Genomic DNA, 19,971 nt, shown 5'->3' with positions numbered 1-19,971 from the left:
TTAGAGGTGGGGTTTTTATTACGCTCACCTCGTTGTCTTCCTGACGTAGGTCAGGATCCATAATAGTGGGCAAGGTTATGAGTACTAAAACTGTTGCAGCCTCCAGAAACATAGCTCAAATAGGTCACACAAGGCATCGTAGCTGCATGTCATTTATGGTGAAGTTAATGGCGGGGTTGATTGTTTATACATTTCAAGCAAAGAAGCCGAGCATAAAGGTAACTCGGCTTTAGTTTTTATATAGAACTCAGGTTATGTATTTTTATTATTCATTTGTGCAATGAACTTATTTGAGTCAGCGATAGAGCGGTTCATATCGTCTATCAGCGATTGGATATCGCTTTTTAAGCTTTTAAATTCGCCTCGTATGGCTGCTATGGCTTGTGCATTTAGGTTATGCTTTAAATATAAGACATTGTCTTTTAACGATGATAACACTGGCTGCATCTTCTTTTCACTGCTGCGCATTGAGCGTAGTAATTTATCAAATTGGCGCTGTGTTTGTTTGAGTTTCTTTTCACTTTCTCGTTTTAGTGTTGCACTAGAGTATTGTGTCAGTTCTTCTTCCCATTCACTGAATAAAGCACCAGCAACATCTTCAACTTTATCTATGTTACGACTCACATCAGTTGCGGCTGATAAACTGGATTCATAGTCATCATTAAGTTGGTTATAGGCTGATTGCAACTCGCCACCATCAAAGTTGATGAGAGTCGTGAGTCGTTCAAGAGCAGACTGAAATTCTTGTTGTGACTCTTGCTGTGATTCTTTGGTTGCTTCGACGCGATCAACTAGAATATCTCGTTTGTGAACACCGACTTGTTCCATTGCCGAATAGTATGCAGTTTGGCAGCCTGTAAGTACAAAACATAGTGTGGCAGCGAGTGTAAAGTGTTTCATATTCAACCTATTTTCTTAGTATGTTGCTGTAAATTATGTAGCTGATTGTTATGATGTGCAAAGTGTTTTTAAGAATTAAGTACATTATGCGTGAAAAGATTGAACAATATGAACTGCATATAAAAGCATGGGGAAGACAACAACCTCAGTGGTGGTTACGCTACTTTAGGCGTTGCCAAGAAGATCAAATTACGATTAATGCGGGGTATTTAGCATACGTAACTTTGCTATCACTTGTGCCATTGATTGCAGTTGGCGTTGCTATCTTTTCGGCATTTCCGGGCTTTGAAGATACACGATTAGCAATTGAAAATTTTATTTTCAATAATTTTGTACCGACCTCTACTGACTCAATTAAAGCCCATATCAGTGCTTTTACAGGTAATGCAAATCAAATGACTGCTGTGGGGATTAGTTTTTTAGCCGCTATTGCATTATTGCTCATAAGAAATGTAGATAGTGCACTTAATCGAATTTGGCGAGTTGTAGAAAAGCGTCCATTGATGATTTCGTTTGCAATCTATTGGATGGTATTGACGCTTGGCCCTGTATTACTGGGAGCCAGTATTGGCGTTACGTCTTATATTGTGTCACTTGTCTCGTTTGCTGATCAAGGGATCCCAGGATTCAGTGGCTTTTTATTAAAGCTATTACCTTATGTTATTTCAATGGCAGGTTTCATTATGCTCTATACTTTAGTGCCTAATACACGTGTGTCTTTTCGAGCTGCCATTCCAGGTGCATTATTTGCTGCACTACTATTTGAATTGACGAAAAAAGGATTTGCGATGTATATAAGTCATTTTCCATCTTATGAGGTGATTTATGGTGCTGTTGCAACTGTGCCTATTTTGTTTGTTTGGGTGTATTTATCGTGGATCGTGGTGCTACTTGGTGCTGAATTCACGGTGTGCTTGGATGAGCGTCAAGCACCGTCGTTATTGGAGAATGAGCAGCCGTAAGATACACCTTAAACTAAGGTGTGATATATGACACAACGTTATGTGGTGAACGACCCTATACGTAGTTTCCACTTAGCTGTGGGTGAGGGGCATCAAATTCATGTTGAAGAATATGGTGATATTAATGGTCAGCCAGTCATTGTTTGTCATGGTGGCCCAGGCTCCGGCTTATGTCGTGAAAGTGCGGGGTATTTTAATCCGAAGCGCTATAGAATCATTTTATTTAGTCAACGAGGCTGCGGAGAATCAACCCCTTTAGCTTTGACACATAATTCGCCGAGTTATTTAGTCGATGACATAGCACGACTGATTGATCATTTAGCGATAGGGCAATGTATTTTAGCTGGCGGCTCGTGGGGGGCAACATTGGCACTATTGTATACTAGTCAATTCCCTCACAAAGTAAAAGGGCTTGTGTTATGGGCTAGTTTTTTGGCGTCTCAAAATGATTTGGACTGGCTTTATGGGCCACTTAGCGCAGGGGCCCAGTTTTACCCTGAACAGTACCAAAAGTTCCAACGAGGTGAAAGTGATACTCAGCAAATCTTAAATGGGTATTTAGTTGATTTAACAGGACAAGATGAATTGCAGCAACATAAAGCTGCGCAACGGTGGCATGCCTGGGATCGTCAATTGACCTTAGGAGCTTTAGCGGGTCGATATCATTTGGATAATGTTGAATGCATCCTTCAGCAAGCCAAGCTCATGAATCATTATTTTAGCCCAGAGATTATGTTGCAATTAAAACCACTACAAGAGGTCAGTGAGCAACTTAAAAGCATTCCAACTTGGTTTATACATGGCCGTCATGATTTAGTGTGTCGCTTCGCAGCGGTACAACAATTGGCAAAAAACACTGGTGCGCAACTATATGTACTTGATGGCTTGGGTCACTGTGGGGCAAATGAAGTTTACGTTGAAGCTATACGACGGGCAGCAGATCTATTGGCTTGTAAACTCTCTCATTGATACCACTCATTTGCACTTTACGTTATTATTTGGTTCTATTTAAATATGTAAAGAGCTGCTTGTGCAAGGATTAATCCAAAGAGTGACGCATGCAAATGTGGTGGTTGATGGGGCTATGATAGGAGAGATTCAACAGGGGATCTTATTACTATTGGGTGTTGAAAAGGGGGATGATGAAACCTCTGTTGATAAGTTACTTCATAAAGTCACGCATTATCGTATATTTACTGACTCGGAGGGTAAGATGAATCTGAGTTTAAAGGATATTCGGGGTGACTTATTGATAGTTTCACAATTCACCCTCGCGGCAGATACTAAAAAAGGGATGAGGCCCAGTTTCTCAAGTGCGGCGACACCCGCTCAAGCAGAGCACCTTTATAATTATTTTGTGGAGCAGGCCCGTGAACTTGGCTTAGTTATATCAACGGGAGAGTTTGGTGCCGATATGCAAGTGAGCTTATGTAATGATGGTCCAGTAACATTTATGCTTAAGAGTTAGCGATTGATCACAATGACATGGTTTGCATATAAGGGTACTTGCTCAATATGAGGTTTTCTTCCGAAATTAGTAATGAGCAAGTGCGTTAATTGTTTTAACTGTGATTCGTGTTCAGCTAAAAAATTTATAAATAGCTTTCCGCCAGGGCGCAGTCGAGCTCTTAACTGGCGGTAAAATTGGTGCTGAAATAAAAATATAGGAGCATCAAACTCACTAAATAAATCAAGGATGATCCAGTCATACATGCTGTTATCTGTTAGTGCGTCATCAACATCCATACACGCAACAGCACAGGTGTGATCACCACTAAAATAGCGTTTATAGCAACGGATGATATCTGGGTTATTATCGACCGACAACACATCACATTCTGGGTAAGTTGCATGTAAATAGTCTCTAATAGCGCCTGCGCCCAGGCCTAATTCCAAAACTTTTTTTGGGGCCGGATATAACTCCCAGAGGCGAGCGAGTTGCTGTAAGTGAGGAAATAGTAAATTCTCTGGGTGGTCTCTCTCCACAACAGATTGTAAGGTATCGTTGATCAATAACCATCTAAAGGTTTTATCTTGCCTTATTTGTATGCTAACACTGCCATGCTTATGCCAATAAAGTAAATGACCCAGCAAATGACTTTGTTTAACAAATTGGTTAGCGACCGTGCCCTCGGCAGTCATAAAATTAACCATAATTACATCATCATAGTCGAGCGTTCCTGTAATTCCACTTTGTTAAGTAATATTTACGAAAGAAACCCTGTAAGACTTAAATGTTACTTGAAGTAGAGCCAATTTTTAGTAAGGTGGGGTGTTATAAAAAATCATCTTAAGATGCACAACAACAGGAATTCGTATGTTTCAAGTGACGACACCACAAAGCAGTGAAGATTGGCAAGATTATTATCAGTTGCGCTGGCAAGTGCTTAGAGCGCCTTGGGATCAGCCGAGAGGCTCGGAACAAGATGATTTGGAGCAAGAGTCAGAGCATCGCTTTATTAAAAATAATGAGGGCGATGTTCTTGCTGTTGCAAGGCTTCACTTTAATACTCAGCAGCAAGCGCAAGTACGCTATATGGCGGTGTCAGATCAACATCGAGGTCACCGTTTAGGTGGGCGGTTATTGCATGAATTAGAGAAACTTGCATGGCACCAAAATGCAGACGAGTTGGTATTGTATGCAAGGGAACGTGCACTTGCATTTTATGAGCGTCATGGATATAAAGTGTTAGAAAAAGCACATTTAGCCTATGGAGATATACAGCATTGGAAAATGGTGAAGCAGAACCCGTCTGAACCAGGGTGGTTTCGTCACCCTGATTGGACGCAAATTTTACAAGATACGTGGCGTGAATCTATTCCAATTAGCGATGCTATGGGCATTAAAGTTGAAAGTTATACCGACTGGCAGTTCTCAACACGTGCAGATCTCAAAGCGAATTTAAATTTACATAATTCAATGTTTGCTGGGTCAATATATAGTATGGCAACTTTGACTGGGTGGGGGGCAACCTACTTAGCGCTAAAAGAGCTTAACCTAGAAGGTGACATTGTTTTAGCTGACGCGAATATTAAGTATTTAAAGCCTTTAACGACTGCACCTCGAGCAACAGTATGTATTGCTGAGTGTGATGGCAAATTAGAAGAGTTAGAAACACATGGGAAAGCAAAATATATCGTGCCAGTAAATGTGTATGATCAAGATATTGTGGTGGCGCAATTTGAAGGCGTATTCATCGTCAAACGCTAAGTATTTATCAAGCAAATATTTTACTACGAGTTAAAGTGATATATTCACTTTAACTCGTTATTAGCTATATACTTCTACCACACCAAACAATTTTTCCTGCAATACCATGTTGCTCGGCATTACTGTGATCAATTTTCCAGTTAGGGTAATCATGATTGTCACTTATGACATCAATGTGTTGCTTACCTTGCTTTAATCGTTTCGCCATTAAACCATCGCTGGTTTGAATAATATAAATACCTTCTTGATGAGGTGTTTGGTGGCTGAGGTCAACCAATACCATGTCATCATGGTGCAAGGTTGGCAGCATGCTATCACCGCGAATAGAAACAAATGCTAATTGCTCTCCATAGACCCCTAATTGTGTGCTTAGCCAATGCTTATTGAGTGCAAATTGCTCAGTAATGTCTTCGGAGTTGTTTACACTACCAAAGCCAGCACTGGCTTCTATGTCAAACTTGGGCACCATTAACAGGTCTGGGCTTTGATTGTTTGGGTGTTGTTCTATAGAGTACTGTCCAGTTAGCAACCAGTTTAAGTCTATTTTAAATAGTTCGTAAAGGTGCTCTAAATATGCCATCGAAGGGCGGCTTAAGCCTCGGCATATTCGGTAAATATGAGATTGAGACTTTCCTGTTAGCTCAGCGAAGTGACGTTTATTGCCGCCAGAAAATTGTAATACAAGTTCGTTAAAACGATGAGAAAAAGCGCTGCTCATAAACCCTCTAGTAAGATTAAATAATGCTTATACAGTGTGTTGCCTGATAGAAAACGGGGCAAGATTACGCGTCATCTCAATGTCTGTACAGCAAAAGATAAAAATTCAGTGGTGGAAACAAATGCGGTATATATTCAATACCGCATGGAAAAGCAATCAGGTTTTTTGTTTACTGAAGTATTTACCTAAATCTCTCAGCTTATTAAAAGAGGCTACATATTGACCTTTGTTATTGGTAACAATAATTGTTGGCGCTTTAATATGTTTATAGCTTTTGCGGATTTCATTATCGGCATATGAAAAGATAATATCACTGGTATGGTACAGCATACTGACTTCTTTTGCCGCTTTGTGACTTTTAACCAAGTGACCTGTGCCGCTGGTCTTGAATGACACGGCTATTATTTCTAGGTTTACTTCTTTGGCTTGTGCTGCCGATAAGAGCTTATCTAGGCTGTGAAGCCATTCGGTATGTTGCGCTGGATCCCAAAACAGCAAAATGGTGGTATCAGCAAGGTGATCATCCAGTTTTATGACTGTTTTACTGCTGTTGTAACCAACGATATTGGGGAGTATTTCGTTTTTATTGAAGTGCTGTTTGTTGGGCTGTGTTGTGGTGCAGCCTGACAGTGTAATAATTAATAAACTAAATAATGTTGTTATATAATGATTTTTCATATCTATCCTTAAGGTTGAGTGTATCCATTTTGTCAACCTTATTATAGGAATAATACATGGTCATCGCTAGTCTAGTATTATGATTAAATTAGAGGCAGTAAATGCGCAAGTATGCACTGCCTCTTAGAATATTTAAATGTTACTTGCTAGTTTTTACAGCTGCTATCAGTACCTATTTCTTGCCACACACCCCAAGTACCAGACTCTGATGGCACATCTCCTTGCGTCCACCAAAGTGCTTTGTACACCTTACCGTAATAAGTCACTTGATCTGGCTTGTCGTATACCGCGCTGGCATTCCAGGAGCCTTTACAGTTGCTGTCAGAGCTTGTCGCTACAGCGCTTATTTTGGCAACATAGGTGTTTGGGCTCTCGTCAAGTTTGAAACTCAAAGCAATATTCGCAGAACCTGGCGCTGTTGCTGTGAATTCAACCCCGACTTGGCAACTTTGATTTGCTTGTAATGTGCTAGCGCTACAACTATCTACAGCAGTCACCGGCGTTGAAGCCACACCACTATTGGTTAAGTTGATACTGTTAAACGTAAATGCGCTAGTCCCTGTGTTTTTAATTGCATAGGTGTGTGAAACTTGCTCACCGAGCGTGAAGTTAGGTAACGTTTGTGATTGTTGGTATGCAACTGAAACCGGTTGAGCCCCACCTTTGACGCTATCGATCCAATTACCTAACGCTGCAACGTCAGAGTAGACACCGTATTTAGCAGGACGCGCACAACCAATACCCCAGCTTACAATACCCAATTGAACAATTTGACCGCCTGAATTGATCACAATTGGGCCGCCACTGTCGCCACTACAAGAATCTTGTTGGCCTTGAGTATAGCCTGCACAAAATGCGACGCTGCCAACGTTTGCGTAATTGCCGCCAGATTGATTACAGACTTGATCAGAGACAAGTGGCACACTGACCTCATGCAAATTTGATGGACGACTGCCGCCTTCACTTAAACGACCTAGTCCAGCAACGGTTAACAAGTCACCATTGCGTGCATAGTGGTTAATGTCGGTTTGGGCCAGTATTACTTGGCGGCCTGTCGAGGGGGTACGTTCCAATTTCAGTAGAGCGATGTCATTATTTAATGTGTTTGAGTTATATTGTGGGTGCACAAATTTCTCAGCGACTTGGATACGATCGCCATCATTGCCGCCGAGTACAAATCCTGCGACTTTTACATGTAAAAACCGTGTTGCTTTGTTTTTCACGCAGTGGGCGGCGGTTAATACATAACCATCGCCAATATAGCTGCCGCCACAGAAAGCGGTGGAGCCATTTGAGTTTAATATTTGTGTATAAAATTGCCACTGGCTGGTATCCGCAGGCTGGCCACCGACGATATTGGGTGTGATTGCTGACGCTAAAGACGTGGCACTTAGTAGGAGCGCGCTACTGGTAATGAGTGGAGACACCTTTTTAAATAATGAATTTCGCTTGTTCATTGTTATTTCCATGTTGTGTTGTTGTATCTGGCAACGAGAATATGGGGACTGACATCTAAATGCAAACTAAATGTAAATGAATTGTTTTCAGTTTTGTGTCATGTAATTACAAATAGGAACAGGTGATATTATTTTAATTTTCACTCATTTGTGAGGTTTTTATGCTAATTGTAGAGTTAGGGGGTTATATTTTTTATTGAAGAAAAGATTTCAAAGATATAACAAAGAAACGCCATCTTGAAAAAAAGTCATAGTGCGCCTTCAAAGTTGCTGGCGCACTATCAGCAAAAGAGCGTCAATTAATATGACTTAAGACGCTCACAAAATAATGCAAGCTGCTAAATTACGAGCTGCAATTTGTATTCCATAAACTAATGTTTAAATTAGGTTTAGCTGCCTTTAGGGCTTCGATATCAGCACATGGCAGGTTATGATTACTTTCTAATGATAGATATTCTAGCTTGCTCAATGTAGGCAAGGCAGACAAATCACGAATATCAGTGCGGTCTAAGTCTAAGTTGGTTAACTCTGTAAAGCTGCTGAGCTTTGCAGGGTCTAATACGGTTGTAAACTCTAAATTTAACGACGTTAATGCGGGGGCAACAAACGTGCTAATGCTAAATTGTTGCGCACCGTAGATGGTAAGCGTTTTGACATGCTCAGGCAGTGTCACCCCTTCTAAGTTATTAAATGTACCACCAGAAAGCCCAATGCTCTTCAAGTTTGCGAGTTGAGGGAGTATTGGGCTGTTGAGTATTGCACCAGAATTAAGATATTGGAAATTAAGATCGGTAAGGTTTGAAAACTGCTCTACTCCCGCGAGAGATTCGATTGGCGAGAAGCCACATGTGTTAATTCGTGTAACTCTGGCCGCGTCTCTTACATCTTTTAGACATTCGGCTATAGCCGGATCAGTAATTAGTTCAAGGTTAATTGGCTGTTCAATACAGTTATAAGATTGTTTGTAATTGATATCCGCGAACGTATTTTTAAGGTGCTCTAGGTCAGCACATAGAATGTAGCGTGAATATTCTAAATCTAATGTATTTAAATTGGTTAAACTGGATAATGCCTTTGCTGATAAAAGCTCATTAAAATTGCGTAGAGAGAGGCTGGTCAGGCCGGTTAATTGTGTGATTGGAGCTATATCTGATACTTCAAAACTCGCTAGTTTGAGCGCTTTTAGGTTAGAGTAGCCAGATAATACGGTGATATCGGTTACGTTACTGAATCCGTTTAATTCCAGCGATTCTAGACTGGTATTTTGAGATAATTGAGAGATATCAGTAAGCTCACTACTAGCAGTACGAATTAGTACATTTTTTAGGTTCGTTAGAGACCCTAAACTTGGTAATGTATCCAGAGTGCGCACGTTTAGATTTAATTCTTCTAACGCGACTAGTTTTGCTATGACTTCGATATTTTCAATTGTACGCGTTTCAGCTGTTAGTTTTTTTAACTGAGCTGAGTTTTGCAAAATAGTTGCGTCTAAATGCATGCTGTAGTGTGTACTTGCACTTAGTGCTAGCTCTGATAGGTTTGGTAGCTGACTGATAACAGATAAGTTACTAATGCTGCCAATACGTTCAATATTCAAGTATTCTATTTTTGGGGTGAACTCTAACCAGCCAATGTCATTTAAATCTGAATTGTTGCGCGCATCAAGTTTTAATAACTCAGACATACTTTTTACAAAGCTGATTGAGTTTAGATCTGTATTGTTTAGTGTTAGAGATGTCAGTTGGGTCAAGTTTGCCAGCTGTTCTGGACTTATTAGTTTATAGCCAGTAATTACCAACTCAGTCAGTTTAGTTAGCTCGGTAAGAAGCGCAGCATCAAAATCAGGTCTGGAATATCGAGCGTTGAGCTCTAACTTTTCTAAGTCAGTCATTGCGCCAATAAAGGTTAAATCTGTGAAGTTGTGATTTACTAATGACAGAGATGTCAAGGTTGTTAAAAGAGAGAGTGCAGTCGAGTCGGCAGCTGATATATTGTCAAATGAAAGCACTTTCATTGCTGGCATTACAGTAAGAAATGACAGTGATTCGAGGTTATTAATATTATGCAGTGCTAAGCTTTGTAGGTTAATTAGGGGCTTTATATGAGCTTCATTCACATTTACAGAGTCTAACTTTAAATGGGTTAGATTAGTGAGTGTACTTAAATGCGCTTCATCAAAGTCACGACCGACCACATAGTTCAGGTGTGTCAGAGTATTTGGCAATGTATTGAACTTGATATGCAATCTCTTGCGGTAACTATGCTGTTCTGCATTAAATGTCAGTTGGGTTAAATTACTAAACTTATCTAGGCTGACAGTTTGGTTTTCAAAGCCGTAGGCACCTTGAACAATTGATAATGTCGTTAACGACTCTAGTTGCTCAACAACTGTGATATCATTAATTGGGTTATTTATTAAGCTGAGATTTTGTAGTGAGCTTATATTGGCCAAAGGCGCAACGTCTGAAATGTGAGTACCTTCTAAATGTACTGATTTCAAGTTTGTAAACTTGCTCAAGTCATCCAATGTTGATACTGGGATGTTGATACATTTTAGGGAGTCAGAACCCATATCCATATTCGTACTGAGTGCGCAACTCAATAGTGCTTGATCGGTCACGTTTTCAGAAGAAATAGCGTCATATGCTTCAAGCGATACAGAGAAGTCTTTGCTGGTGGTGGCTGCTTTATCATCTGCCACAGTTAGACGTAAAACCACGCTTTCTGATTCCGTCATATTCGGTGCTGTAAATTGAATGCTGGCCGTGTCTGTTCCTGAGAGTTCAAGAGCTGTGCCTGAAATCTGCTCCCATGCATAGCTTGCTATTGTGCCATCGGTATCTGTTGCTGTGGCTGTAACCGTCAGTTCTGCTCGTTCCATCACACTCAAATCAGTTAAGTTTGCAATGCTAGGCGCTACATTTTCTGGTTCTGGTGGTGTGACAGGCGGTGTGACCGGTGTCGTTGTTGTTGGCGGTGTTTCAGTTGACGGGGTAGAGCTACCGCCGCCACATGCAGTCAAAGCCAAAGTCAATAGCGAGACCGCTAATCCCTTAGTGGTTTTTAATGTATTCATAATTGCCTATATTTCAATTTACGGAGATTTTTTTCGGAGCGTATTGTACATTTTTTAGGTATTAATGCACCAAAATTACACGGCTTTTAAGTGATTTCGGTAATTTATTTCAGATATTATTGTTTTTTATGAAATAAATAAAAGTTATTTTTTTAAGTATTGCCCAGGTGTGCAATTAAAGGCTTTTTTGAATGCGGTATTAAACGCGGAGCTGGACTCAAAACCGAGTTGTTCGGCAATAAATTGCTGCGTTTGGCCAGCTTCGAGCATTTCGACAGCGCGTAATGCTCTGAGTTTTTGTTTCCATTGGCTAAAGTTCATGGAAAAGCTCTTATTGAATAAGCGATTTAGAGTGCGGCTAGATGCACCTACATGCTCACTCCATTGTTCAAGAGTGCGTGGGTTGCCCGGGTTTGCATGAAGTTCACTAATGATAGGGATTAATCGTTTGTCTTGCGCGGTAGGAATAAAAAATGTACTGGTTTGTGCCATTTCCAGCCGATCTATAAATACTTGTATAAAGCGCAGGGTTTTGCCGTCTAAGCCGTAATCAGATCCCCAGCTACATATATCTAAAATCATGGCTTTTAATAATTCATCTACGTGTAATAACTTGGCATGAAGACCTAAAATATCGACATATTTCTTATCAATATAGACGCTACGAAAGTGCCCACCATAGCGACAATAAATTTCATGAGGTAAGTTAGGAGGAAGCCAAAGTGCTTGGTTAGGTGGAATAACAAACCGGCCGACGGGGGTGCCTACCGTCATTACGCCATTGCTAGTGTAGGCAAGCTGCCCCCAGCTGTGTTGGTGGGTATACACATGCTGCCACGGAGGCATCGTCATGGCGCGTGGGAAAATCGGTTTGCTAAGTTGGTTTAATTTAAAGCCTGATTTTACGCTTTTCCACTTATGATGTGTCTGATCCGGTAAGCTATCTGTCATTTTTGGTAATTTCGGTCATTTTTTATGAGCATACAATAGCTGGGAGGTTTAAACAATTTAAAGAAACAGCTGCAATTAGAAGCGTGCTTAGGAACAAACATGATCAATAAATTGGATTTAAAGCAATGGCGTTCACCGTTCGGGTTTTTAGCCATAGCGACGTCGGTGATGGCTATTACCTTTGCGGGTTGGATGGCATTATTGAATAACTTTGCCATTGAGGTGGCACAATTTACCGGGGCTAACATGGGCATGCTGCAATCTTTACGTGAAATCCCTGGCTTTTTGGCATTCACCGCGGTGTTTGTATTGTTAGTGTTGAAAGAGCAAACCTTTGCGCTGGTCAGTTTATGCATACTCTCAATGGGTGTTGCGATAACAGGGCTGTTTCCGAGTATTTATGGTCTATATGCAACCACCGTTTTAATGTCGATTGGCTTTCATTATTTTGAGACTATTAACCAGTCGTTAAGCTTGCAGTGGTTCAATAAAGATGAAGCGCCAGAGCTATTGGGGCGACTATTGTCTGTTAAGTCAATTGCTTCTTTAGTGACTTACGCGGGCATTTGGTTGTCAGTGACGTTTCTATCGACGGGTTATCAAGTGCTATATTTGGTGATTGGTGGGGCTGGGCTGTTGTTAACCGTGTATTTAGTCGTCGCGTTTCCAGAATTTAAGATGTCTTCATCGCAGCATAAAAAAATAATTTTACGAAAAAAGTATAGTTTGTACTATATATTGCTCTTTTTTTCAGGGGCACGCAGGCAAATATTTATGGTATTCGCTGGGTTCTTGATGGTTGAAAAGTTTGGTTTTGATGTTGCGCAAATTACCACCTTGTACATGATAAATCACATCATTAATATATTTGTTGCCCCCAAAGTAGGTCGTATGATCAGCAAAATAGGTGAACAGCGTACACTGACGATTGAGTATTCTGGGTTGGTATTGGTGTTTATTGGGTATGCTCTGGTTGATTCTCCACTTTTTGCGGCGGCTTTATATATTATTGATCATGTGTTTTTTGCAATGGCTATTGCTTTGAAGACATATTTTCAAAAAATAGCGGAACCTGAAGACATCGCAGCAACTGCCAGTGTGAGTTTTACAATTAACCATATAGCTGCGGTCATTATACCAGCAGCATTTGGTATGGTGTGGTTATATGATCAATCTTTGGTATTTTACTTTGGCGCGGTATTGTCGGGATGTTCGTTAATATTAAGTCAGTTTGTATCCCCTCATCTACGTAAAGTCAGCACGGTAACGTCTTAGCAGCTATGTCGTGTACAGTAAGAATAGGGCCAATTTTTCAATTGGCCTTATGCGTAACTGTTATAAGCAGCGCTCTACGTTAGAGCAGCCTACATTGGGAGATGTTGGTCGCGTACACCAGTAAATTACTTGTGTATTTTGGCAAAAGAACGTTTCTTCAGGGCGTCCACCGGCCGCTTGTGGTGTCAATTTATGATCAATTTCTGTTGTTTTATCTAATAGGCGTTTAATTGTTTTTTTATTTAAAGATAATTTCATTATTATATTCCTTTTAAATGGCCATAATTGGCACATTAAAAATTAGCACCTACCGAATACATGTAAATAAATTATTCAATTTAAAATGAAACAGAATGTGTTAGTTGTTGTTTTAAGTGATCGATAAATAAACGAGTATTGAGAGGGACAAATGTGCTCTTGGGGTAATAGGCCCACAATTGTTTGGTTGCAGAGCGTAGCTTTGGTAGCAATGGTACGAGTGTACCTTCATGAAGTTGCTTTTGAATATAACTAGGGGAAATAAAAATAAGCCCCATTCCCTGAATCGCAGCTTCTAAAATAGAATCTAGATTATCTGATACAAAGTTGTAATTATTAAATAAAAACCGTGATCCACAGCTTAGCTCTATATGGCCTTTTTTTTGATAATAATTACTTAGTAGCATTTTGTGCTGGGCCAAATCGTCAATAGATTGAACATCTGCATGGTGCTCAATATAGTCAGGTGACGCAAATAAGTGCATTTGATAATCGAGTAACCGTGTGCCTTTATGTGCTGCAGAGTCAAACTGTTCAAATTGACGAGTGATCACCAAATCATTTCTTAAGTCGGGTAATGCACCAGGGTTAAGTACATTAAGTTGTATAGTAACTTGTGAGTATTTTGCCAAAAAAGTTTGAATATGTGGCAGTAAAATATGACTACCGACAGCGAGTGTTGCGGCTATTTTTAGCGTGCCAGATGGTACTTTAGTCGCTTCATCACTGTGATTTATCATGGCGTCAAATTGCATGAGTACTGCGTTGGCTTTAGGCAAGAAGCTATGACCTGCTGTAGTGAGTTTGACTAACCGAGTCGTACGTGTGAACAAGCTTATTCCTAGTTGTTTTTCTATCCAGTCAATTCGTTTACTCATGGCTGAGGCGGAGACACCTTCGTGTTCGGCCGCCAGTGTAAAGCTCTCGTGCTCGGCGAGTGCGATAAAGCTGCGAGTAGCAGTGAGCCAATCCATATTAATTCCTATTAAGAAATAATGTTTTGCCAATTACAGTGTTTTTCGTCATCAAAGTAAAGCCTATAGTGGACTTAGCATAAAAGAAAGGGGGGGGATGTATGCTTGTATTGGCGATTTTATTACTATCGTGTTCGCAGTTGGCAAGCCAAATATTCTTGCCTGCTTTACCACAAATAGCGCACAGCTTATCGTTAAGTCAAAGCCAAAGCCAAGCGATGATCACTGGCTATTTTATTTGTTTGGGCATAGCACAATTAGTCGTAGGCCCTTTACGAGACCGGTTTGGTGACCGACCCGTTTTTTTAATTGGGCAAGGTGTTTTTGTTATAGGCACAGTCTGTTGTGCATTAGCAACTACAGCGGAAATATTCTCGCTCGGCAGGGTTTTACAAGGTATAGGCGCAGCTGCCCCATTATTGATAAGCCGGACGTTGCTCGCTGCAACATTAAGTGGTGCACATTTAAAAAGTGCAATGGCGACTTTAGCGCTGGCCGCCAGCGGTGTTTCTGTATTAGCACCTTGGCTTGGGGGGACCCTCAGTACTTTAATCAGCTGGCAGAGTCTTGCTTGGATCCTAGCATCGTATTTTTTTATGGTAGCAACTCTGGGCTGGTGGATTTTACCTGCAAATAAGCAAAGGGTCACCGATCGTTCAGTACACCCATATAAAATGGTGAGAACTTACTGGCAGCTATTAAATGATGCTCAATTTATCGCTATAGCAGCATTTAAGTGGCTACCCACGTTTATATATTTGACCACGCAATTGTATTTTCCATTTTTATTACAGCAACATTTTGCATTAACAGAGCAGCAGTTTGGCACAATGATGATGTTGCCAATGAGTGGTTTGTTAATCGGTGCGTTTATTAGTAAGTGCTTACACCGATATTTAAATGAAGTCGTTTTATTTGCACTATTTTGGCCATTACTTTTGCTAAGCGCATTGTGTTATTTGCTCTTACCTTTTGGCTTGCTCAGCACGTTATTGGGATATGGTTTTGCGATGGTGGTGTTTGGTGGCTATTTTGCGGCCTATATGCAACTGATTGGGCTTCACTATTTGGCGCAGGCAGGGAGTGTCAATGCACTGGTTGGGGCTTGTGAGTTATTGGTATTTACACTGCTTGCTGTGGGCTGTAATGCTTATATTATTCACTCTATACATGACCTAGCGTGGATCACGTTAACGGTGGCGAGTTTATTAGTGCTAGCTTGGGTGAAATTGTTACCAAGAGAGCTTGTTTTATACCGCAGATTAAAAGACATTTCAGGTAGAATATTACGGAGTACAGTATGAAGTTCGAAACCTCAAGGTTATTGATGAGACCCATGATTCTAGAAGACTTAAAGGCGAGTTATGCACATCGAAGTTGTCCTGAAACGTCTCGTTACATTGGTGAGCCTTTAACATTAGCACAAGCACAAGCGCGTTTACGTGAAAACTGTGAGCCTTGGTTGGGTGAAGAAAATCAACGTTTAGCATTGGCAATTACCAAAAAAGATACGCAGCAGCTTATTGGTGAGTTGATGTTCAAGTATGTTAACAAACCGAGCTTAGTTGGGGAAATTGGGTATCGACTCAATAAAGAATTTATCGGCTTTGGTTATGCATTTGAGGCCGTAAGTATGCTTATCGAATCATTATTTTCAGAGTTAAAAGTAATGAAGATCGTGGCGGTTTGTGCGGTTGATAACACCGCATCTTGGCGGTTAATGGAAAAACTGGGTATGCAAAGAGAAGGTCTATTGCGATCTCACTTTTTGATTGGCAGTGAACGCTTGGATGCTTATTCATATGGTATATGCAAAACATAAATAATTTAATTGATGTGTCCCGTAGACTGAATAAACAGGACACATCTGACGAGGTTTTAATGGGATTTATGGTTATTTCTTTCGTCGTGAAATAGGTCTTTTAAACCATTGGCAAATTGCGTGACTTGTTGTTTTATCGATTGTTTGATTCGGATGTCGATACTGCCTAAGATCACTTTACCTTGGATATGAAGTCGAGGTCGTTGCGTGGTTAAATTCGTAGCGGCAAGGTTAGGCTTATTATTACTCACTGAGCCCATTATATTAGTTGTACATGTGGTGACATCAATATTTTCGGATACGATAAACTCATCACTACCCATAACACTGTTCACGTTAATAATGACATCCGGGTGCGTGAATATAGCATTTCTAAAATCCAGCTCTGTACTGCCGAAGTAATTGTTAATGGTAATTTCTTTGGGGACAATCCATTCACCAGAACGTTGATCTGAACTTAAAATAGATCTAATGGTTAACGGTGCATCATTGTTACTTGAAGCAGTAAACTTAGGTTGCATACGTGATGCTTTTTCTGTGTGATATCTCGGATCTGTTTGTAGTGGGAGATCTGCCACCAATGCCATCAGTGCGACTTGGTCGTTACAGGCATAGGCTTGATCTAGGCGGCGCTCGAATGCATCAGCTGAGATTTCACCATGGCTATAGTTTAAAATTAATTGGTCAATGACTTCTTCTTTTACTTTCTCTAATGGTCGATCACTTGCTGACACTGGCATGACTTGCTCCCTGATGCGCTGTAATTACACTGATATTCCTATGTACAGCAATATTAATACCAGTTATTTAATTAAATAAAATCAATACCTTGCTGTTTGCTCTCTCTTATTAATTGAATCAAATTAGCTAACTATTAGTCAATATTACTAACTGTTCGCACATCATGCTTGGCATGACATTGGCAGACGCTATTAATTGCAATGTATAGCGTCGGCGTCAGATCTATTTATTTAGTGAGTTTGTTCAGCTGTTTTTTTATACGTTTATTTTCAGCTTTATTAATATGCTTAGTGATCCATTGTGCAATTTGTGCCATTAAAACAGGCGGAAAGTCATGACCTAACCCAGTTACGATTTTTAATTTTGATTTTTGGATCAGTTGCGTTGTCTGTAGCGCCGCTTTGATGGGAAATATCGGGTCTTCACTGCCATGAATCACAAGTGTTGGTGCCTTTATTTTTTTCAATAGTTGAGACCTATTGCCGGTTGCGGCAATAGCGAGTAATTGACGCTTTATTCCGTTGGGGTTGTATGCGCGGTTTACTTGTGTTGTTGCATTGTGACGCAACGTAACATTATCAGGTAAAAAACCTTGACTGCCAATAGTTTGGTTCAATTTAACATTGTATTCAATGGCTTTGTCGTGTGTTGATGTTGTTTGATGCTGGGGGAGTAACTTGAGTAAAGCTACGATGCTTTTTGTCGTCAAATGGAAGGTACCGGGTGTTGACATAATAGAAGTAAGACTGATGACTTTTTGTTTATGCTTGGCTGCGATAATTTGCGCTATCATGCCACCCATAGATGCCCCAACAAGGTGGGCGCGTGAGATGGCTAATTCATTCATAAGATTTAATACATCATCAGCCATGCACTCTAATGTATATGGCGCAGGCTTGCCGAGAGACAAATATTTATTGATCCATGTATCAAAGAGGCTCGGGCATCCATATTCATCAAATTGACTAGATAAACCGACATCTCGATTATCAAATAAAATAACCCGTAAATGGTTATCAACTAACTCGAGATAAAACTCTTTAGGCCAAACGGTCATTTGTGCGCCTAGCCCCATAATCAAAATCACAGCGGGAGCTTTTTTATGTCCGAAATCTTGATAGCTAACCACGATGCCATTTTTCGTTTGGATTTGGTGCATTACAACACTCTATAGGTGCGTCAATAAGGTGATAAAGCGTAAATCTGGAGTATAGCGGATTTGATGAAATACTCATCAATTTACTTGCTGAGATTCGCAGGACTTCCCAGGCCAATGATGAGAAGAACAAGATCAAAGATCCTTTTACTCCGCAGATAACTTTATATGTTGTTGTGATACCTATTGGCGTTTGTTGGCTTGTAACATTCGGATGAATTTACCGCGACCTTGTTAAGTCGCTCAAAATGCGATCTTTATTTGTTTGATTTTGGTTAATGAGGTGGTTTGCTCTTTTATGTGGTGTGTGTTTTGTTGTTGTTTATTGCTGTTATGGGTTGTATGTTGTCGAGTTTTAACATTTCATACTTTATGTATCTAGTTTTGAAATTAGTCGTGAAGCGAAAATTTAGTATGAGTTTTTTGCCGTTTCTCATCGGCTAAATTGATCAGATCATACTTTATTGAGATAAGATCAGTCATGGTGGCGATTAGTTTTCTATGCACTTAGTATACTACTTGACCAGTGTAAACCTATTATAGAGCGTTATTGAACAGTGATTCTCCGTTATACGACCGTGTTAATCCCATATATGGTAGATGGTATTTAAAGGGAGATTGAGATGGATAATACAAGGCAAGTATAGATGAAATTAAACAGGGTGCATGCTGCTATTTGGGGAGGGATGACTTGCTTATTGGTTGGCTGTCAAAATACGACGGGTACTAGTAATGACAGACTTGAGCGCGAAAACAATGAGACTGACTTAGGATCTGATACCTTACCTTGTTGGTTACAGGCACCTGTGTCGGACAATGTGCGGGGGTTTATTGGGACAAGTGCAGTATTGAATGCATATGGTCAACTTGCAATCAAAACAAGCAGAAAAACAGCGTTGCGTAAGCTTGCACATTTCCACAAAATTAACCTAACGGATCAAGATTTTGCGGATGTAACGGCGCAAGACCATATGGTAATTTCGCTTAGTAGTGGACACGCTGTGACGTTTGTTCCTGTTCATGTAACTAAGGCAGTAATATACAGTTATGCGTTTATAGGCTCGGCGGTCGCATTACCATTATCTTGTTCTGAAAAGCATTGCAATTTTGACACTTGTTCACCTCAGTGGTTGTGTAGTACAGACCAAAATACGATTACCTCAGTCAGTTACTTTACTGCCATACCACATGAACAACTAGCTGAAAGTGAAAGAAATGCGGGTGTTATTGCCAGTTTACTCGATACAGCTAATGTTCAAGTGATTGATACTCAAACAGAGTTGTATCAAGATTTGTCTGGGGAGATTGTGCATAGCATTAAGCGCTCTCGCTCTGGAGAGGTAACAGCTGAGCGTCTGTCTGCTCCACTTCTACACACGCGATCATGTACGTACGGTAACACCTTCGTTGCACAATATGAGGTACAACGAATTATACCTCATCGCTTTAAGTTAGCTGCTGATTGGAAATCGCAACCTTACTATCAAGGCCGTGCCATCGCTTTGGGGAACTTTGGTGAAATGGGAGCGATGACGGCAGATACATTACTCAGTACGGCCATTGATTATGCTATTAAAGATGCCTTAATCGAACTGGCTAAGGTCAAAGGAGTTACAGTGACTTCTGAGGTAAATATTCATTTTGAGAATGGTCACTATTTATTATCTGAAGCCCAGTTTTCAGTGAATCAAATTGTCAGTGGGGATTTGATTGACATTAAAGTGAGCTATAAAAATGGTAAGCCGATTGTTTATGTGTGGGTACTTGAGGTCGTGTAACGCGCGAAGGGTAT

19 protein-coding genes are annotated in these 19,971 nt (G+C 40.4%); 8 read left to right on the top strand and 11 right to left on the bottom strand.

Features of this window, described 5'->3' with window-relative positions; genetic code table 11:
• Window positions 1-252: 252 nt before the first annotated feature.
• Window positions 253-900: a DUF2959 domain-containing protein gene (locus J8M01_RS21725; RefSeq protein ID WP_192506264.1), complete on the bottom strand. Its 648-nt coding sequence runs from the start codon at window positions 898-900 to the stop codon at window positions 253-255.
• 86 nt (window positions 901-986) lie between these two features.
• Here J8M01_RS21725 and J8M01_RS21720 point away from each other — a divergent pair, with 86 nt between their 5' ends.
• From J8M01_RS21720 to dtd, 3 genes are all read left to right on the top strand, one after another.
• On the top strand, window positions 987-1,862 hold the full coding sequence (locus J8M01_RS21720; protein WP_192506263.1) for a virulence factor BrkB family protein: 876 nt from the start codon (window positions 987-989) through the stop codon (window positions 1,860-1,862).
• Between the two features lie 27 nt (window positions 1,863-1,889).
• A complete protein-coding gene (locus J8M01_RS21715; protein WP_211059316.1) occupies window positions 1,890-2,831 on the top strand; it encodes an alpha/beta fold hydrolase in 942 nt (313 codons plus the stop codon).
• Window positions 2,832-2,892: 61 nt separating this feature from the next.
• The gene (dtd, locus tag J8M01_RS21710) at window positions 2,893-3,330 is read left to right on the top strand and encodes a D-aminoacyl-tRNA deacylase (RefSeq protein WP_210997835.1); all 438 of its coding nucleotides are present in this window, start codon (window positions 2,893-2,895) and stop codon (window positions 3,328-3,330) included.
• Here dtd and J8M01_RS21705 read toward each other — a convergent pair.
• The gene (locus tag J8M01_RS21705) at window positions 3,327-4,004 is read right to left on the bottom strand and encodes a fused MFS/spermidine synthase (RefSeq protein ID WP_247671226.1); all 678 of its coding nucleotides are present in this window, start codon (window positions 4,002-4,004) and stop codon (window positions 3,327-3,329) included. The two genes, dtd and J8M01_RS21705, sit on opposite strands and share 4 nt — an antisense overlap.
• 175 nt (window positions 4,005-4,179) lie before the next feature.
• Here J8M01_RS21705 and J8M01_RS21700 point away from each other — a divergent pair, with 175 nt between their 5' ends.
• Window positions 4,180-5,073, top strand: a complete 894-nt coding sequence (locus tag J8M01_RS21700; protein ID WP_192506259.1) for a bifunctional GNAT family N-acetyltransferase/hotdog fold thioesterase — start codon at window positions 4,180-4,182, stop codon at window positions 5,071-5,073.
• A gap of 64 nt (window positions 5,074-5,137) precedes the next feature.
• Here the strand turns inward: J8M01_RS21700 and J8M01_RS21695 are convergent, their stop codons facing one another.
• The 5 genes from J8M01_RS21695 to J8M01_RS21675 all read right to left on the bottom strand — a co-directional run bounded on the left by J8M01_RS21695 (window position 5,138) and on the right by J8M01_RS21675 (window position 11,953).
• A complete protein-coding gene (locus tag J8M01_RS21695; RefSeq protein ID WP_211059314.1) occupies window positions 5,138-5,791 on the bottom strand; it encodes an XRE family transcriptional regulator in 654 nt (217 codons plus the stop codon).
• 156 nt (window positions 5,792-5,947) lie between these two features.
• Window positions 5,948-6,469: a hypothetical protein gene (locus tag J8M01_RS21690; protein ID WP_211059313.1), complete on the bottom strand. Its 522-nt coding sequence runs from the start codon at window positions 6,467-6,469 to the stop codon at window positions 5,948-5,950.
• A gap of 146 nt (window positions 6,470-6,615) precedes the next feature.
• Window positions 6,616-7,926 carry a trypsin-like serine protease gene (locus J8M01_RS21685; protein WP_211059312.1) on the bottom strand — a complete coding sequence of 437 codons (1,311 nt, stop codon included), beginning with the start codon at window positions 7,924-7,926 and terminating at the stop codon, window positions 6,616-6,618.
• A 343-nt stretch (window positions 7,927-8,269) separates the two neighbouring features.
• Window positions 8,270-11,002: a hypothetical protein gene (locus J8M01_RS21680; RefSeq protein ID WP_211059311.1), complete on the bottom strand. Its 2,733-nt coding sequence runs from the start codon at window positions 11,000-11,002 to the stop codon at window positions 8,270-8,272.
• 144 nt (window positions 11,003-11,146) lie between these two features.
• Window positions 11,147-11,953, bottom strand: a complete 807-nt coding sequence (locus tag J8M01_RS21675) for a helix-turn-helix transcriptional regulator (protein WP_211059310.1) — start codon at window positions 11,951-11,953, stop codon at window positions 11,147-11,149.
• Window positions 11,954-12,052: 99 nt separating this feature from the next.
• Between J8M01_RS21675 and J8M01_RS21670 the strand changes: the two genes are divergently transcribed.
• Window positions 12,053-13,228, top strand: a complete 1,176-nt coding sequence (locus J8M01_RS21670) for an MFS transporter (RefSeq protein ID WP_211059309.1) — start codon at window positions 12,053-12,055, stop codon at window positions 13,226-13,228.
• A 60-nt stretch (window positions 13,229-13,288) separates the two neighbouring features.
• Here the strand turns inward: J8M01_RS21670 and J8M01_RS21665 are convergent, their stop codons facing one another.
• Window positions 13,289-13,486, bottom strand: a complete 198-nt coding sequence (locus tag J8M01_RS21665) for a hypothetical protein (protein ID WP_192506252.1) — start codon at window positions 13,484-13,486, stop codon at window positions 13,289-13,291.
• 80 nt (window positions 13,487-13,566) lie between these two features.
• Window positions 13,567-14,460: a LysR family transcriptional regulator gene (locus J8M01_RS21660; RefSeq protein WP_211059308.1), complete on the bottom strand. Its 894-nt coding sequence runs from the start codon at window positions 14,458-14,460 to the stop codon at window positions 13,567-13,569.
• Between the two features lie 101 nt (window positions 14,461-14,561).
• Between J8M01_RS21660 and J8M01_RS21655 the strand changes: the two genes are divergently transcribed.
• Both J8M01_RS21655 and J8M01_RS21650 read left to right on the top strand, forming a co-directional pair.
• Window positions 14,562-15,764: an MFS transporter gene (locus J8M01_RS21655; protein WP_211059307.1), complete on the top strand. Its 1,203-nt coding sequence runs from the start codon at window positions 14,562-14,564 to the stop codon at window positions 15,762-15,764.
• Window positions 15,761-16,282 carry a GNAT family protein gene (locus J8M01_RS21650; RefSeq protein WP_211059306.1) on the top strand — a complete coding sequence of 174 codons (522 nt, stop codon included), beginning with the start codon at window positions 15,761-15,763 and terminating at the stop codon, window positions 16,280-16,282. The genes J8M01_RS21655 and J8M01_RS21650 overlap by 4 nt, the downstream gene beginning before the upstream one ends.
• A gap of 56 nt (window positions 16,283-16,338) precedes the next feature.
• On the opposite strand, the gene J8M01_RS21645 is transcribed toward J8M01_RS21650, so the two are convergent.
• Window positions 16,339-17,022 (bottom strand): LiaF domain-containing protein, encoded by a 684-nt coding sequence (locus J8M01_RS21645; protein WP_211059305.1) that lies wholly within the window; start codon window positions 17,020-17,022, stop codon window positions 16,339-16,341.
• Window positions 17,023-17,249: 227 nt separating this feature from the next.
• Window positions 17,250-18,182: an alpha/beta hydrolase gene (locus J8M01_RS21640; RefSeq protein ID WP_211059304.1), complete on the bottom strand. Its 933-nt coding sequence runs from the start codon at window positions 18,180-18,182 to the stop codon at window positions 17,250-17,252.
• 644 nt (window positions 18,183-18,826) lie between these two features.
• On the opposite strand from J8M01_RS21640, the gene J8M01_RS21635 reads away from it, so the two are divergent.
• On the top strand, window positions 18,827-19,957 hold the full coding sequence (locus tag J8M01_RS21635) for a hypothetical protein (RefSeq protein ID WP_211059303.1): 1,131 nt from the start codon (window positions 18,827-18,829) through the stop codon (window positions 19,955-19,957).
• Window positions 19,958-19,971 lie beyond the last annotated feature (14 nt).

The sequence above is a fragment of the Pseudoalteromonas sp. MMG005 genome (genome assembly GCF_018101015.1).
Taxonomy (GTDB): domain Bacteria; phylum Pseudomonadota; class Gammaproteobacteria; order Enterobacterales; family Alteromonadaceae; genus Pseudoalteromonas; species Pseudoalteromonas aurantia.
Note: the sequence above shows the minus strand (reverse complement) of the source record. Positions and strands in the feature narration are given on the sequence as shown.